The following is a 15,860-nucleotide window of genomic DNA, read 5'->3' as shown; positions in this document are numbered from 1 at the left end:
CATTCTATTATGGCATTAAATTTACTATGGAACGTATTAAGACTGTGCAATATCAAGGCAAAGTCGGGCAAATTGACTGTGCTGTGGATTGGCCTGAGCCGGATCAAGAAATTATTGGTTGGGCATTGATTCTGCACCCCCATCCTTTGCATGGCGGTGCTCGCAATAACAAAGTGGTAACCACTATGAGTAAAGCTGCTACACAGTTAGGTTTAGTGGTGGTGAGGCCAGATTTTAGAGGGGTGGGACTGTCTGCTGGAAGTTTTGATGAGGGGCGTGGCGAGACGGTAGATATGTTTGACTTGGTGCAGCAGTTTCAGCAGGAGTTTCCCCGCTTAGCAGCTGGGCACTTCATGCTAGGTGGTTTTTCCTTTGGTTCATCGGTAGCAGCGCAGCTGTATGCACTCTTAGAGCAAAATGGGCGGCGCACTCCGCAGGCTCTGGTCTTGGCTGGTTGTGCGGTAGAGCGATTCCGTTTTATAGAAGCAGAGCGCTTACAGGTGCCCAGCTTTACCTATTTAGTTCATGGTGAAGCCGATGAGGTCGTGCCTCTAGCAGAAAGCATGGCCTTTGCTAAAAAACACAATTTAGCCGTCAGTGTAATACCTGAGGCCGGTCATTTCTTCCATGGTAAATTAATTTTGTTACGAGATTTGGTAGCTACGCAGTGGCAGTTAGGTCTGCTGCGATTACAATGATAGGTATTCCTTATTCTTATTTTTACTTCCTTTAAAGACATACATTAAGACAAAGCCAAACTATGTTTACATTAGCCCCCGCAGGTCGATTTTCTTTACGCCGCTGTTTGGTGACACTTACGCTGGCTTTTGCTCCTGTGGCTTTATTTGCCCAAGGTGGAGAGCCAGGGGTGAACGAGGCCGTTTTAATTAGTGAGCTCTCCACCATTCCCGCTCCCACTTTGGGTGCCAGAGCATGGTTAAGCTTAGACGTTAATAGCAATCAAATTATAGCGGCTCATAATCTTGATGAGCGTGTAGAGCCGGCTTCCTTAACTAAGCTCATGACGGCTTATTTGGTGTTTTCTGCTATTGATTCTGGGCGCCTTTCCTTAGATCAGGAAGTGCACGTTTCAGAGACGGCGTGGCGCACAGAAGGTTCGCGCATGTTCATTAACCCTAACACTCAAGTGAAGGTGAGTGATTTATTGCAAGGGGTAATTGTGCAATCAGGTAATGACGCCACTGTGGCATTATCTGAGGCCATCGCTGGCAGTGAAAGCGCTTTTGCTGCCTTAATGAATGAAGAAGCAAAACGCCAAGGATTGACGGATACCCATTTTGAAAACAGTAATGGTTTACCACATGCGGATCATTTAACGTCAGTGCGAGATTTAGGTACCTTGGCTAGAAATTTAGTCACAGACTTCCCGCAGTTTTTACACTATTACAGCCAAAAAGAATACGAATATAATGATATTAAACAACCTAATCGTAATCGCTTGTTATGGTTAGACAGTACAGTAGATGGCTTGAAAACAGGGCATACTAAGTCTGCAGGTTACGGTTTAGTTACTACCGCATTGCGCGATGGCAGGCGTATTGTTACGGTAGTAACAGGTACGGCAAATGACGCTGCACGCACCGAAGATAGCTTAAAATTACTAAATTGGAGCTATCAAAACTTTGACACCATTGAACTCTACGAGCCCAATCAACCTATAGTTACCGCTCGTATTTGGGAAGGTGAAGTAGATACAGTGGGCTTAGGCTTAAAGCGTTCTGTATGGGTTACGGTGCCGCGTGGACGTACTGATGAAATAGAGCCTATGGCCCACTATACTCAGCCTTTAATGGCACCTGTAGGCCAAGATCAACAGGTGGGCACAGTGGCCTTTAGCTTAGATGATCAAATCATCGCCACTGAACCTCTACTTACCCTTAATAGCGTGCCTCAGGCAGGCTTTGTAGGCCGTATGATAGATAAAGTACGTATGATGTTTAATTAATTATGATTAATGAATTATTAATGATGAAAATGAGGCAAGGATGATAACAGGCGTAGACCCCGATACCATTGTGTATTTGAATGGTGATTATGTACGTTTAGGTGATGCAAAAGTATCCGTGTTAGATCGTGGCTTTATATTTGGTGATGGCATCTATGATGTGGTGCCCGCTTATAAAGGTAAACCTTTTCGTATAACAGAGCATCTAAGCCGTTTAGAGCGCAGTTTGCAGCTTATAGACCTTGAGGTGGATTACAGCCATCAAGACTGGGAGCAATTGGTATTAGATATGTTGGCGCGTTCCGGGCGTGGCGCCGACTGCATGGTGTATATACATGTTACTCGTGGCGTAGCAAAACGAGACCATGCTTTCCCGACAGATACCGCACCCACTGTATTTTGCATGGTGAGCCCATTTGAGCGCCCCGATGAAGTACGGGAGACCGGCTTAAGCGCTATTGGTATTCCTGATGTGCGTTGGCTTATGTGTCATATTAAGTCTATATCCCTTTTGGGCAATGTATTAGCACGTCAACAGGCGGTAGATGCTGGTGTAGATGAGGCCATACAGTTTAGAGATGGTTTTATGACCGAAGGTTCTTCCACAAATATCTGGGTGGTGAAAGATGGTGTGTTGTTAGCGCCACCACGCAATAACCTTATCTTAGAAGGGATACGTTATAGATTGCTGGAAGATTTAGCGGCTAATGCCGGCATCCCCTTTGAGGCTCGCCCTATTGCTGAAGAGGAAGTAGCCACTGCCGATGAGCTGATGCTCACTTCGGCCACCAAAGAAGTACTACCTATTTTAGAATATAACGGAAACCCCGTAGGCACTGGCAAGCCTGGAGCCATTTATAAGGCATTACGTGCTGGGTACGATGAGCTTATTGCTGAATTAGACGATTAAAGGAAAAGGTATGGAAATTAAACCCGAAGACTCGTTGATTGAATACCCATGTAACTTTCCTATTAAAGTGATGGGTAAAGCGCACCCAGAGTTTGCCCAAACCTTAACTGAGGTGGTGCAAGAGCACGCTCCGGATTTTGATGCTTCTACGGTAGAAATGCGCCCCAGTGGTAAAGGTAATTACGTAGGCTTAACTTTTCATATTTGGGCTACCTCTCGTGAGCAGCTGGATGCCATTTATAAAGCGGTACACGGGCACCCTATGGTTTCCATCGTTTTATAAACTACTTTGCATATGGAACTTCAACAGCGTTGGCTTAGTGGGCAGCCTGATTACAAAACCGTTTGGCAAGCTATGCAAGACTATACCAATGGGCGTAATGTAGATAGCCCAGATGAAATTTGGTATTTAGAACATGCGCCTGTTTATACCTTAGGCCAAGCCGCTAAGCCAGAGCACATACTTAACCCTCAGGGCATTCCTATTGTGCAGACTGATCGTGGGGGTCAAGTCACTTACCATGGTCCCGGGCAATTGATGGCGTATTGCTTGATTGATTTGCGTAGACAGGGCTTGTATGTGAAGCAATACATAGCCAAGCTTGAAGAGGCTCTAATTAATACTTTGGCGTATTTTGGTATTGGCGCCTATCGTAAAGAAAAAGCACCCGGTGTTTATGTACGTGGTGCTCAGGTATTAAATAGCCGTTACGCACCCAGTGAATTTGTAAAAATTGCGGCGCTGGGTGTTAAGATACGTAATGGTCGCAGCTACCACGGCTTGTCATTAAATGTGGATATGGATTTAAATCCGTTTACTGGCATTAATCCTTGTGGCTATAAGGGTTTAGGTACAACCGATATGCGATCTTGTGGCCAAGTACTGACTTTGGATCAGGTTGGTCAGGTCTTGTCTTTACAGCTAAGAGATCAATTTACTCTTAGCGCAAACACTGCACACACCAAAAACACTTATGACTACTCTGAACTCTCCTAAACCAACCGTACGCCCACGTGCTTACGATCCTAGCAGCAAACAAAAAGCGGAAGATAAAACATCGCGTTTGCCTATTAAAATTGTGCAAACTGAGCGCTTAAAAAAACCAGAATGGATTCGAGTTAAAGCCGCGGCGCCTAACTCTCGTTTTTACGATATCAAAACTATTTTGCGTGAGCGTAATTTGTTTTCGGTATGTGAAGAGGCTTCTTGTCCAAATATTGGCGAATGTTTTGGCAAGGGGACGGCCACTTTTATGATTATGGGTGATAAATGCACCCGACGTTGCCCTTTCTGCGATGTAGGTCACGGCAGACCCGATCCTTTAGATACCGATGAACCCATCAATTTAGCTAAAGCTATTGGTGCTATGCGGCTAGACTATGTAGTGGTAACTTCTGTAGACCGCGATGATCTACGTGATGGCGGTGCTGCGCACTTTGCAGACTGTATCGCTAAGTCTAGAGAGTACTCTCCCCATACCACTATTGAAGTGCTGGTACCTGATTTTAGGGGGCGTTTAGATAAAGCATTAGATATTTTCCAAGAAACGCCGCCTGATGTGATGAATCACAACCTAGAAACCGTGCCACGTTTATATAAACTGGCTCGCCCCGGTGCAGATTACGAGCACTCTTTAAAGCTACTGTCACAATTCAAAGAGCGTTGCCCGGATGTGCCCACTAAGTCGGGTTTGATGGTGGGATTAGGTGAAACCAACGAAGAAATCTTGGAAGTGATGCGTGATTTACGTAAACACAATGTAGATATGCTGACTATTGGTCAGTATTTACAGCCGTCAGGGCATCACTTGCCAGTACTACGGTACGTAACGCCTGATGAGTTTGCTTTCCTCAAAGAGCAAGCCGACGCCATGGGCTTCACCCACGCCGCTATCGGTGCCATGGTGCGCTCTTCTTATCATGCGGATGATCAAGCCGCCGCCGCTGGAGTCGTAGGAACCACCGCTTAGTTCGCCTAACCCCCCCGTAGAGTTGACGCCGCGCGTCAACTTCCTACAGCCAGTTAATGACGGTTTCACCTTGCTGTTCTAACCACTGATTACATTGTTTAAAATGCCCATTCCCTATAAAGGGAGTGGGTTTTCTTTTGGCAGCTAGGGGTGAGGGATGATTTGAATGCAGACTTAATATTGGCCCAGTGGCTTCGGCATCTATTAAAGATTGTTTAGCTTGGGCGTGGTTGCCCCACAGCATAAATACTTTAGGCGTGGGCAGCTGCAATACATGCTGTAAGATGCCGTCGCTGATGTGTTCCCACCCTTTATTGGCATGAGAGCCCGCTTTACCGTCTTCTACTGTAAGCGTGCTATTAATTAATAAAACACCTTGCTGAGCCCAGTGGGTGAGATCATGACGAGGTGGTAAATTAGCCGTTTCTGGGTATTCTAGATGTAGTTCTTTATAGATATTACGTAAGCTAGGGGGGCAAGTGATGTAATCAGGTACTGAAAAAGCCAAGCCTTGTGCTTGACCGGGGCCGTGATAAGGGTCTTGGCCTAAAATAATCACTTTAATGTCTTCGGGCTCGCATAGCGTTAAGGCATAAAAAGGGTTGGCGGGGTAGATCACCGCCCCCGTAGATATACGCTGCTGAAGCCAATAATCCAAAAGTCGCAACTTAGAGTGCAAAGGCTCTTGCTCTAGGATTTGCTGCCATTTTGGAGATAATGCCGCAACCAAGGGCTCTAGAGAACCCGTTAACTGATTAAGCGTTTCTGGCTGACTAAGCAGCCCTAGTTGTTGCATTTGCATAGAGAAAAGTTGTTCAATTAAAAAACAGTTGCTCTAGCGCTACCCCAGGATCGGGTTGACGCATAAAAGCTTCACCCACTAAAAACGCATTCACATTGTGATTGCGCATGATTTTCACATCTTCAGCATTAAGAATACCACTTTCTGTAATAACCAGTTTATCTTCTGGGATGTGCTCTAAGAGGTCTATAGTTGTTTGTAGACTGGTTTCAAAGGTACGCAGGTCTCTATTGTTAATGCCAATCATGGTGCTTTTCATTTGCAAAGCCATATCTAACTCGGTTTTATCATGCACTTCAACTAACACATCCATACCCAGTTCGTGGGCTATGCTTTCAAACTCCAGCAGTTGATTAAGACTAAGTGCTGCCACAATAAGAAGAATGCAGTCAGCGCCAATGGCACGTGCATGGATAATTTGGTAGGGATCAATCATAAAATCTTTACGCAACACAGGGAGTGCGCAGGCGGCTCTAGCCTGGCGTAAATGATCATACGCTCCTTGAAAATATTGCATATCGGTAAGCACCGATAAGCAGGCGGCGCCATGAGCGGCGTAAGAAGTGGCAATGTCTGCCGGATTAAAGGCTTCACGAATTACGCCTTTAGAGGGTGAGGCTTTTTTAACCTCTGCAATTACTGCAGACTGATTTTGACTGATCTTATACTTTAAAGCGCGCACAAAACCCCGCACATCTTGGCGGTTTTTGGCTTCACGTAGTACATCAGATTCACTGCGCAACTGGCGGGCGGCGGCCACTTCTTCTTTTTTAGTTTGTAATATTTTGGCGAGTATATCGTTCATGCTTATAGTTTCCGTGTATAAGTGCAAAATTCGTCTAATTTAGCGCGCGCGGCGCCGCTGGCTATTGTATCAAAGGCTATTCTTAAGCCGGACTCTATAGAATCCGTACCATTACCGGCATAAATAGCTAAACCCGCATTAAAGGCCACAATATCACGAGCGGTACCTTCTGTGTTTGCTAGGGCTTCTTTAATCATTAGGGCGGACTCTTCTTTGGACTCTACGCGTAAGCTACGGTTTGAGCTCATGGCCATGCCAAAATCTTCAGGATGTATCTCGTATTCATAGACTTTGTCATCTTTGAGTTCACCCACTAAGGTGGCCGCGCCAGTAGAGGCTTCATCCATCCCATCTTTACCATGCACAATCAGCACATGTTTAGCACCTAAACGCTGCATAGCACGTACTTGAATACCGACTAAATCCGGGTGAAAAACGCCCATGAGCTGATTTGCGGCATTCGCAGGGTTGGTAAGAGGGCCCAGAATATTGAAAATAGTGCGCACTCCAAGCTCTTTACGAATAGCGGCTACATTTTTCATGGCGGAATGATGAGCAGGGGCAAACATAAAACCTATGTTTATGTCTTCAATGCTTTGTGCAACTTGCTCAGGGTGTAAATCTAAATTTGCTCCTAAGGCTTCTAACACATCGGCACTGCCCGAAGAGGAAGAAGCACTGCGCCCCCCATGTTTTGCAACTTTCACCCCAGCGGCTGCCACCACAAACATAGCAGCGGTGGATATATTGAAGGTATTACTGCCGTCGCCTCCTGTGCCACACATGTCTAATAGTTCATCGGGGTTTTGCGTAATCACAGGTAGAGCAAATTCGCGCATCACTTCGGCAGCCGCGGCAATTTCACCTATGGTTTCTTTTTTAACGCGTAAGCCCATAAGTAGGGCGCTGGCCATAACGGGCGGCATTTCACCGCGCATTAACATACGCATTAGATGCAACATTTCGTCATGGAAAATTTCTCGGTGCTCAATGCAACGCACCAAGGCTTCACTGGGAGTAATGGTGTTATCTTTTTTCATCATTTTATTTTTATCCCTGTTGTCTCAAGAAGTTTTTAAGTAGCTCATAACCGCATTCACTCAGTATGGATTCTGGGTGAAATTGCACACCACTAATGGGCAGCTCTTTGTGGCGCAAGCCCATAATTTCACCATCTGGCGTTTGTGCTGTAATTTCTAAGCAGTCTGGCAAGCGGGTGGCATCTACAGCTAGGGAATGATAGCGGGTGACGGTTAGCGGGTTGGGTAAACCGTGGAATACATCGCTGTTGTGATGCGTGATGGCACTGACTTTGCCATGCATCACTTCTTTAGCATGAATGACGTGCCCACCAAAGGCTTGGGCAATGGCTTGATGACCTAAGCACACGCCTAAAATGGGCAGTTTACCTGCAAAATGCTGGATGATCTCCAAACTTATACCAGCTGTTTCAGGTCTTCCCGGCCCTGGGGAAATGCAAATGTACGCTGGCTTTAAGGCTTCAATATCAGCAATGGTGCATTGATCGTTACGGGCTACTTGCACAGATGTGCCTAGTTCCTCAAAATATTGCACGAGGTTATAGGTAAATGAGTCGTAGTTGTCGAGCATAAATAACATGATGAGTCTCCCCCTTGGAGTTTATTATTAAATAGGCTCGTCTAAGCCAAATTGCACTTGTTCGGCAGCACGTAGCATGGCGCGGGCTTTGGTTTCCGTTTCTTGGTATTCGGCTTCTGGGTCAGAGTCTGCCACTATGCCGGCGGCAGCTTGTGCATACAACATGCCGTCTTGAATCACGCCAGTACGAATGGCGATGGCTAAATCCATCTCGCCGCCATAGCTAAGGTAGCCAGCGGCCCCACCATAAATGCCACGACGCACGGGTTCTAGTTCATCAATAATCTCCATGGCACGCACTTTAGGGGCCCCAGTTAGGGTGCCGGCAGGGAAAGTGGCCTTGAGCACATCCATATTGCTTAGGCCTTCTTGCAGCTCACCGCATACATTAGAGACTAAATGTTGTACATGGGAGTAGCGTTCTATGTTCATCGTATCCGTAACGTCTACCGTGCTGGCTTTGGCAATGCGACCAATGTCGTTACGAGCTAAATCAATGAGCATGACGTGTTCAGCGCGTTCTTTAGGGTCGGCCTTAAGTTCGGCGGCTAAAGCAGCATCTTCTTCGGGGTTACCGCCACGCTTACGGGTACCCGCTAAGGGGCGAATGGTGACGTGTTCTTTGCTTTCACCATGAATTACATTTTTTTCATGGCGCACTAAAATTTCAGGAGAAGAGCCCACTACTTGGAAGTCGTCAAAATTCCAGAAATACATATAGGGCGAAGGATTAATAGAACGTAGAGCACGGTATAAAGATAAGGGGGCGTCACGGAAAGGCTTAGTGATGACTTGGCCGATTTGTACCTGCATGACTTCACCGTCGCTAATGTATTGTTTGGCTTGGGCCACGGCAGCTAAGTAATCGTCTTTAGAAAAATCACGTTTCTCTGACGTTTCCATGCTGGCATAAGCGTAGGGAATAGTCACGGGGTGGCGTAGTTTTTCGCGTAAATCACGTAAGCGGCGACGTGCTTTGGTGTAGCTTTCTGCTTTGGTGGGATCGGCATACACAATGAGGTAAGTACGCCCGGCTAAGTTATCTACAATGACTAGCTCATCAACATGTAAAAGCATGATGTCAGGTGTGCCCCGTTGGCCTGCAGGGAAAGGTTTGGCATTAATACCCAGGCTGGGCTCTATATGACGAATGGTGTCATAGCCAAAGTAACCGGCTAAGCCACCACAAAAGCGCGGCATGCCTGGGCGTAAAGCCACCTTAAATCGCGCTTGATAAGCTTCAATAAAATCTAAAGGATTGCCTTCGTGAGTTTCTATCACCTCGCCCTCGTGCACCACCTCAGTGGTGGTGCCAGTAGCGCGAATAAGAGTTTTAGCAGGTAAGCCTATGAAGGAATAGCGGCCAAACTGCTCCCCACCCACTACGGATTCCATTAAGCAGCTATTAGCACCGTGTTCGCTGCTGTTATGAGCGAGTTTTAAATAAATGGAAAGAGGCGTGTCTAAATCGGCGTAGGTTTCTACGATTAGGGGAACGCGGTTGTAACCTTGATTGCCGAGGGCTTTAAATTCTATTTCTGTCATATTAAGTCCAAGCCTACTAAAAGTTTAAGAAAGAAAACGTGATTTACTTTGTTTAGTAGCCGGACTATAGATACAAAAAAGCCCGGCTCTATAATGAGTTCCGGGCTGATTACGTAAGGGATAAAACCACTACGTACGCACTATTTTATTACTGACCCGGAACACTAACACCACCAGCGCCAATAGGCGCCATAGATGGAATAAGTGTTTAGGGTCATTGTCATAAAATATATTTGGTAATTACTTATTTGTTTTTAGGCTGTGCGGCCCAGTGCGCCGCTTCAGCAATGTTAGAAACTATACCATCACAATCCAAAGATTGCACGCTTTGACCTTCGTTATAACCGTAAGGCACGATGAGTACGTCTATACCGGCTTGACGCGCCGCTATGCTGTCGTTACTTGAGTCACCTATGACTAAGGCTTCGGAAGGCAGTACACGCAGTTGTTCACAAGCATATAGAAAAGGCATGGGGTGCGGTTTTTTCTGTTCGCAGGTGTCTCCGCCCACAAGTAGCTCAAAATATTTAGCTAAGTCCATTTGCTGAAGTAGTAAGGGTACAAACTCTATAGGTTTGTTTGTGACCACAGCCAGTTTACAACCTGCTGTCTTAAAAGCCTCTAAACCTGCTCTTACCCCTTCAAATACAGTGGAAACGGAATGGGCAGATTGCCATAAGTAATGCTTAGCGAATAAGGTTTTCGCTTTTTCAAAGTCGGTGGCAGAAGGTGTAAGACCTTCGTTAACTTCTAATAATACCTGCCAAATTAGGTGCTCCATGCCTTTGCCCAAAAACAGGCTAATATGCTCAGTGCTGAGCGTAGGGTGACCCAGATCACTGAGCATATGGTTAATGCTGTGGGCAATATCGGGCACGGAATCCACTAAGGTACCGTCTAAATCAAATAATACAGCGGAGTAACGCATACTAAGCACTCATACTATCAGCGGCGGTAATTTCTGCGCGCATGGCTTCAATTTCAGCAGCATAGTTATCTTTACTGAAAATAGCCGAACCCGCCACAAAAGCATCTGCTCCCGCTGCGCGAATGGCACGAATGTTTTGCGCGCTAACTCCGCCATCTACCTCTAAATGTATAGGCTGACCACCATCATCTATCCAGCGATCAATACGCGTACGCACGTGACGAATTTTATCTAAGGTGCTAGGAATAAATTTCTGCCCGCCATAGCCAGGGTTCACGGACATTAACAGAATGAGATCCACCTTATCCATTAAATAATCTAAGTAATGCAAAGGGGTGCCGGGATTAAATACTAAACCGGCTTTACAGCCTAGATCACGTATTAAAGCTAAGGTACGATCAGGGTGTCTAGAAGCTTCCGGGTGAAAACTAATGAGATTAGCACCCGCTTTAGCAAAGGGTTCAACCAAACTATCTACTGGCTCAACCATTAAATGCACATCGATGGGAGCCTCGGTATGAGGCCTCAGTGCAGCGCACACCATGGGGCCGAAACTTAAGTTGGGTACGTAATGGTTATCCATGACGTCGAAGTGAATCCAGTCAGCGCCAGCGCTAATCACATCACGTACTTCTTCGCCTAAGCGTGCAAAATCTGCCGCTAAAATACTAGGTGCGATACGTGCAGGTTGTATATGAGAATGAGACATAGCAGTACAGTATAAAAAGGAAGGTACAATACCCTATTGTAAACAGAAACAGCGAATAGCAAACAGTAAACAGATAAGGAGCGAAGGTATATCTATGCAGTCTGATGATATTGTGGTTACGGTTAGCCCTCAGTACTTAGCCGAGCAGTCTGAGCCCGAGAAACAGCATTTTCTCTTTGCGTATAAAGTAAAAATAACAAATAATGGAACTCAAGCAGCGCAACTCATTAGTCGTCACTGGGTGATTTCTGATGCTGAGCAAAACACACAAGAAGTGCGTGGTCTAGGTGTGGTAGGCAAACAGCCCTTAATAGCGCCGGGTGGAAGTTTTGAGTATAGCAGTGGGTGCCCATTACCCACCTCTTTTGGCACCATGAAAGGGGAGTTTCATTTTGTGGGTGAAAATGGCATTCCTTTTGATGTAGCCATTGATGAGTTTGTCTTAGCCACACCACGTACCCTACATTAATCCGATTTTACTGAGGCTGTAATGACTGCATTAAGAAACGTTAGCTTAGGGCTGTTAGCAGTATTTTTATCTGCCTGCTCTACCACTACCTCTGATTCCACACGGCCAGCGGGTTTAGGAGCAGTTACGCCTAAAGAAGATGTGGCCGCTTTACCGCTACGAGTGCCTGAATTGGCTAATTTGGTAGAAACACCCCCACGACCTTTAGCCAGTAAATTTCAAGCATTGGGCTGGGGCGCGTTGCCGGATTGGCAAAAAGATGATTTACATCTGGTGTGGAAAGGTTTTATAAATAACTGTAAGGGCTTAATGCGTCCCGTGAGTGGCTCGCTATCTATGCCTGCACGTGCTACGCCCCGAGCTTGGCAGCCAGTGTGTTTGGCGGCCCAAAACAGTGACATCAGTACAGACAGCACTAACACCCAACAGATTCGTCAATTTTTAGAAAGCCACTTGCAGCCTTGGCGTTTGCTCGATGAAAAAGGCAACATCGCTAAAAACACCGTTACAGGCTATTACGAGCCTTTGTTAAAAGCCTCTAAAAGAAAGCATAGTGAGTATCAATGGCCGTTGTACGCCGTGCCCCATGATTTACTCACTATAGATTTAGGTGGTTTATATCCAGAGCTAGCAGGTAAACGTATACGCGGTAAAATTGTGGATGGCGATAGAGTGGTGCCCTATGATACCCGCAGTGAAATTACTGCTAACGCCGCACGTCAGCCTGAAGTATTGGTGTGGGCAGCCGATCCTGTAGAAGCTTTCTTTTTACAAATACAAGGCTCAGGTCGTGCGCTATTAGATAATGGTAAAGCAGTGCGCCTAGCCTACGGTAATCATAATGGCCACCCTTATAGCTCTATAGGCAAATGGTTGGCTGATCAAGGTGAGTTGCCTTTAGCGCAAACCTCCATGCAAAACATTAAGCAATGGGCTCAAGATAACCCTCATCGCGTTCATGAGATGCTGAATGTAAATAAAGCCATGGTGTTCTTTAACGAGGAAGAGATTACTGATCCGATTTTAGGGCCTAAAGGCGCCTACAGCATTCCTTTAATTGCCGAACGTTCTGTAGCCATAGATCCCACCTTTGTGCCTTTAGGTACACCGGTGTTTTTAGCTACTAGTTATCCGGCTTCTAAGCAGCCCTTACGTAAGTTGGTGTTTGCTCAAGACACTGGGGCGGCCATTAAGGGGGCAGCACGCACAGATTTCTACTGGGGTACAGGTGAGGCAGCCGGTGCTCAAGCGGGACGCATGAAACAAAACGGGGAGATGTGGGTGCTATGGCCTAAAGATGCCGGCACTCCTAGCGCACGATGATGAGTAACGAAGCGATTTTAATTTGCGGGGGCGGCATTGCCGGCATGGCTTGTGCTTTGGGTTTAAAAAAAGCAGGATTTACGGCCATCATAGTGGCCCCGGCTTATAAACCTTTAGAACTAAAGACTGAGCAGTATCACCCGCGCGTATATGCTTTATCTATGGCTAGTCAACGCTTCTTAAATGAGTTGGGCGTCTGGGGTTTAATGCGCCCAGAACGTATCACGCCAGTAAAAGGCATGAAGCTTTATGGGGATAGTGATGGCTTTTTGCAGTTAGACGCCTGGCAAAATGCGGAATCTAATCTAACGTGGATTGTAGAGTCCGGTGAAATAGAGCGCGCTTTATATCAAGCATTACAAGTCTATAACATCTCGTGGCATGCGGATCTCTTTGAGAACTTTACCGCAACGGGTATTAAAACGAAAAGTGGTACTGAACTAGCTGCAGGTCTAATTATAGGCGCAGATGGCGCACGCTCTGCCGTACGCACAAAAGCCCATATAGCACATCATAGTCGCCCTTATAAACACACTGGCGTGGTAGCGCATTTAAACGCAGAGTTACCTCACCAAAATATTGCTTACCAATGGTTTACGGGTGATGCAGTTTTAGCATTACTGCCTTTGCCGGATACTGCTGAAGGGCCGCAAGTTTCTATGGTGTGGTCTGTAGAAGAAGAGCAGGCTAATCATTTCATGGCTTTAACTGCAAAAGAGCAAACCACCCACCTCCAAGCGTTACTCAGTGCTTTAACGCAGCACCGCTTGGGGCAATTAAGTCTGCGTAGCCAACCCTTTGCCTTTCCTCTAAGCCTAGAACGCAGCGATATGATTGCGCCGCGTATTGCCTTGGTAGGTGATGCGGCTCATCGTGTACATCCTTTAGCAGGTCAAGGCTTAAATTTAGGTTTAGGTGATGTTGAGGAACTAATACGCGTTTTAACAGACAAAACCTCTTACCAGTCAGTCGGTGAGCAACGGGTATTAGCGCGTTATAAGCGTGCCCGTGCGGAGCCTATATTAGCCATGCGGTGTGTTACGCACGGCTTGCATCAATTATTTAAGCTGCCCGGAGCACCTGCGGCTTTGATGCGTAATGTGGGTATGAATCTAGTAAATAAGGTGCCTTTTATTAAACGTTATTTAATCGAAGAGGCAGCGGGTAAGTCCCGTTAAAACTAGTACCTAATTCTAATGCAGTGAACGGATAGAAAATAAATAGGAGTTACAATGAAGTTGCGCTTCGCAGCCGGTGTGGTTGCATTAACAATGGGTCTGAGTGTTAGCAGTGTGTGGGCGAATGAGGCAACCAGCTCCTCAATAAGCAGCGCTACTACGGCACAATTAGAGCAGGTTAAAAAACGCTTTGAGACAGAATTTGAAGGCATTGAAGTGGAGGAGGTGTTAGGCACTCCTTTTGATGGCATTTTAGAATTACGATTGCCCGGTAATGACATCATTTATACCAATGCCGAGTTAGATTTTATTTTTCAAGGCGCGTTAATCGATGTGGCCTCACGCACAGACCTGACTGCGCAGCGCATCGAAGAACTAAACCGTATTGATTTCACTGAATTACCTCTAGATAAAGCCATTAAAACCGTAAAAGGGGATGGTTCGCAGCAAATTGCTATTTTTGAAGACCCAAATTGCATTTACTGTAAACGTTTACATGAAACGTTAAATGAGATTGATAATGTCACGGTTTATTCGTTGTTGTTTCCTATTTTAACCCCTGAGTCTCGAGTTATCTCTGAGCATGTTTGGTGTGCGGATGATCGTTCTGCTGCTTGGAATGCGTGGATGCAAGACGGTAAAAAACCCGCCGAAAAAACGTGTGATAATCCTATTGATGATTTATTGCAGCTTGGTCTAGAGCAAGGAGTGCAAGGAACGCCGGCTATTTTCTTTGAAGATGGCTCACGTGCTAATGGTTGGTTGCCTGCAGATAAACTGAAAGAGCGCTTAGATGCTGCTAGTGCGGCATTAAATAACTAATAGCCCCAAACTAAATAAATAACATTCCATACCTTGAACCACCTCTGCGGGGGTGGTTGTTTTTTGAAAGAGGTTTTTATGTCAAAACATATTGCTTTAGATGGTAGTCCTACTACACAGCACTTAAAAATAGATTTGCAAACGAATCACTATGGTTTTGCGAAAAGCATGAATGCTTTACCGGTGACTCAAAGCGAGTTTGAGTTAGCATGTAAAAACTATCCCATTGTCTTTATTGCAGCCAATGCCGAAGAAACCTTATTGCAGCCAGTGGTGCTGCTTAGCCTAACGCCAAACGACAATTGGTTTGTGCATGCAGACCAAAGTTGGGAGCCTTATCATTACATTCCTGCTTTTGCCAAAAAGCACCCCTTCCAATTAGGTGTGGATGAAACGCAGCAGCGTTATGTGGTGTATGTGGATCAAGATTACCCTGGGTTAAATACGAATGTTAATACGAGTAACAGTGACGAAGGTATCGCCTTTTTTGAAGAAGGAGAAGCCTCGGAATACCTAGAGCAGCTAACCCAAGCCTTACGCACTTTACATACTGAATCCGAACAAACACAGCTTTGGGTGATGCGTCTTAAAGAGAAGGGTCTGTTAATGCCACGCACCATTACCACTAGCGTAGGTGACAAAACAGAACAGTTAGCAGGAGTTTGGGTAGTAGATAACGATAAAATCGCCGAACTCAGTGATGATGAGTTAGCGCAGATGTATCATAACGGTACCTTAGCTCTTATTGAACAGCACCGAGTGTCGTTGAGTAATTTAGACGTATTAGCCCAACGCGCTTCCGTTTAGTGGGCG

Annotated in this window: 18 protein-coding genes; 11 read left to right on the top strand and 7 right to left on the bottom strand. The window is 45.9% G+C overall.

Translation table 11 applies throughout. From position 1 onward, the window contains the following. The first annotated feature begins 26 nt into the window (after positions 1-26). The 6 genes from AC2UZJ_RS05425 (at position 27) to lipA (ending at position 4,846) form a co-directional block, all read left to right on the top strand. Positions 27-698 (top strand): alpha/beta hydrolase, encoded by a 672-nt coding sequence (locus AC2UZJ_RS05425; protein WP_486949105.1) that lies wholly within the window; start codon positions 27-29, stop codon positions 696-698. 62 nt (positions 699-760) lie between these two features. Further along, a complete protein-coding gene (locus AC2UZJ_RS05420; RefSeq protein ID WP_486949104.1) occupies positions 761-1,966 on the top strand; it encodes a D-alanyl-D-alanine carboxypeptidase family protein in 1,206 nt (401 codons plus the stop codon). A gap of 40 nt (positions 1,967-2,006) precedes the next feature. Next, positions 2,007-2,876 (top strand): D-amino acid aminotransferase, encoded by an 870-nt coding sequence (locus AC2UZJ_RS05415; RefSeq protein WP_486949103.1) that lies wholly within the window; start codon positions 2,007-2,009, stop codon positions 2,874-2,876. A gap of 10 nt (positions 2,877-2,886) precedes the next feature. Next, positions 2,887-3,159, top strand: coding sequence for a DUF493 family protein (locus AC2UZJ_RS05410; protein ID WP_486949102.1), 273 nt, complete (start codon positions 2,887-2,889; stop codon positions 3,157-3,159). A 12-nt stretch (positions 3,160-3,171) separates the two neighbouring features. Beyond that, on the top strand, positions 3,172-3,873 hold the full coding sequence (gene lipB / locus AC2UZJ_RS05405; protein WP_486949101.1) for a lipoyl(octanoyl) transferase LipB: 702 nt from the start codon (positions 3,172-3,174) through the stop codon (positions 3,871-3,873). Further along, positions 3,851-4,846 (top strand): lipoyl synthase, encoded by a 996-nt coding sequence (gene lipA, locus AC2UZJ_RS05400; RefSeq protein WP_486949100.1) that lies wholly within the window; start codon positions 3,851-3,853, stop codon positions 4,844-4,846. Before lipB ends, lipA begins: the two co-directional genes overlap by 23 nt. A gap of 43 nt (positions 4,847-4,889) precedes the next feature. Here the strand turns inward: lipA and AC2UZJ_RS05395 are convergent, their stop codons facing one another. The 7 genes from AC2UZJ_RS05395 to rpe all read right to left on the bottom strand — a co-directional run bounded on the left by AC2UZJ_RS05395 (position 4,890) and on the right by rpe (position 11,255). Then, the gene (locus AC2UZJ_RS05395; protein ID WP_486949099.1) at positions 4,890-5,648 is read right to left on the bottom strand and encodes a uracil-DNA glycosylase; all 759 of its coding nucleotides are present in this window, start codon (positions 5,646-5,648) and stop codon (positions 4,890-4,892) included. A 13-nt stretch (positions 5,649-5,661) separates the two neighbouring features. Further along, a complete protein-coding gene (gene trpC, locus AC2UZJ_RS05390; RefSeq protein WP_486949098.1) occupies positions 5,662-6,453 on the bottom strand; it encodes an indole-3-glycerol phosphate synthase TrpC in 792 nt (263 codons plus the stop codon). Between the two features lie 2 nt (positions 6,454-6,455). After that, a complete protein-coding gene (gene trpD, locus AC2UZJ_RS05385) occupies positions 6,456-7,493 on the bottom strand; it encodes an anthranilate phosphoribosyltransferase (RefSeq protein ID WP_486949273.1) in 1,038 nt (345 codons plus the stop codon). 10 nt (positions 7,494-7,503) lie between these two features. Next, positions 7,504-8,073: an anthranilate synthase component II gene (locus AC2UZJ_RS05380; RefSeq protein WP_486949097.1), complete on the bottom strand. Its 570-nt coding sequence runs from the start codon at positions 8,071-8,073 to the stop codon at positions 7,504-7,506. A gap of 27 nt (positions 8,074-8,100) precedes the next feature. Then, entirely contained in the window at positions 8,101-9,618 is a 1,518-nt protein-coding gene (gene trpE / locus AC2UZJ_RS05375; RefSeq protein ID WP_486949096.1) for an anthranilate synthase component I, read from the bottom strand. Between the two features lie 244 nt (positions 9,619-9,862). Further along, positions 9,863-10,546, bottom strand: a complete 684-nt coding sequence (locus tag AC2UZJ_RS05370; protein WP_486949095.1) for a phosphoglycolate phosphatase — start codon at positions 10,544-10,546, stop codon at positions 9,863-9,865. Between the two features lies 1 nt (position 10,547). Beyond that, complete coding sequence (rpe, locus tag AC2UZJ_RS05365) at positions 10,548-11,255, bottom strand: ribulose-phosphate 3-epimerase (RefSeq protein WP_486949094.1); 708 nt, start codon at positions 11,253-11,255, stop codon at positions 10,548-10,550. 94 nt (positions 11,256-11,349) lie between these two features. On the opposite strand from rpe, the gene apaG reads away from it, so the two are divergent. The 5 genes from apaG to AC2UZJ_RS05340 all read left to right on the top strand — a co-directional run bounded on the left by apaG (position 11,350) and on the right by AC2UZJ_RS05340 (position 15,854). Next, positions 11,350-11,724: a Co2+/Mg2+ efflux protein ApaG gene (apaG, locus tag AC2UZJ_RS05360; protein ID WP_486949093.1), complete on the top strand. Its 375-nt coding sequence runs from the start codon at positions 11,350-11,352 to the stop codon at positions 11,722-11,724. Positions 11,725-11,745: 21 nt separating this feature from the next. Then, positions 11,746-13,047: a murein transglycosylase A gene (gene mltA / locus AC2UZJ_RS05355; protein ID WP_486949092.1), complete on the top strand. Its 1,302-nt coding sequence runs from the start codon at positions 11,746-11,748 to the stop codon at positions 13,045-13,047. Then, a complete protein-coding gene (locus AC2UZJ_RS05350) occupies positions 13,047-14,225 on the top strand; it encodes an FAD-dependent monooxygenase (RefSeq protein WP_486949272.1) in 1,179 nt (392 codons plus the stop codon). The genes mltA and AC2UZJ_RS05350 overlap by 1 nt, the downstream gene beginning before the upstream one ends. A gap of 54 nt (positions 14,226-14,279) precedes the next feature. Further along, a complete protein-coding gene (locus tag AC2UZJ_RS05345; protein ID WP_486949091.1) occupies positions 14,280-15,047 on the top strand; it encodes a DsbC family protein in 768 nt (255 codons plus the stop codon). Between the two features lie 78 nt (positions 15,048-15,125). Beyond that, positions 15,126-15,854 carry a SapC family protein gene (locus AC2UZJ_RS05340; protein WP_486949090.1) on the top strand — a complete coding sequence of 243 codons (729 nt, stop codon included), beginning with the start codon at positions 15,126-15,128 and terminating at the stop codon, positions 15,852-15,854. Positions 15,855-15,860: the final 6 nt, after the last annotated feature.

It is taken from the genome of Paenalcaligenes sp. DL 309 (assembly GCF_057475285.1).
This window is presented reverse-complemented; position numbering and strand designations above follow the sequence as displayed.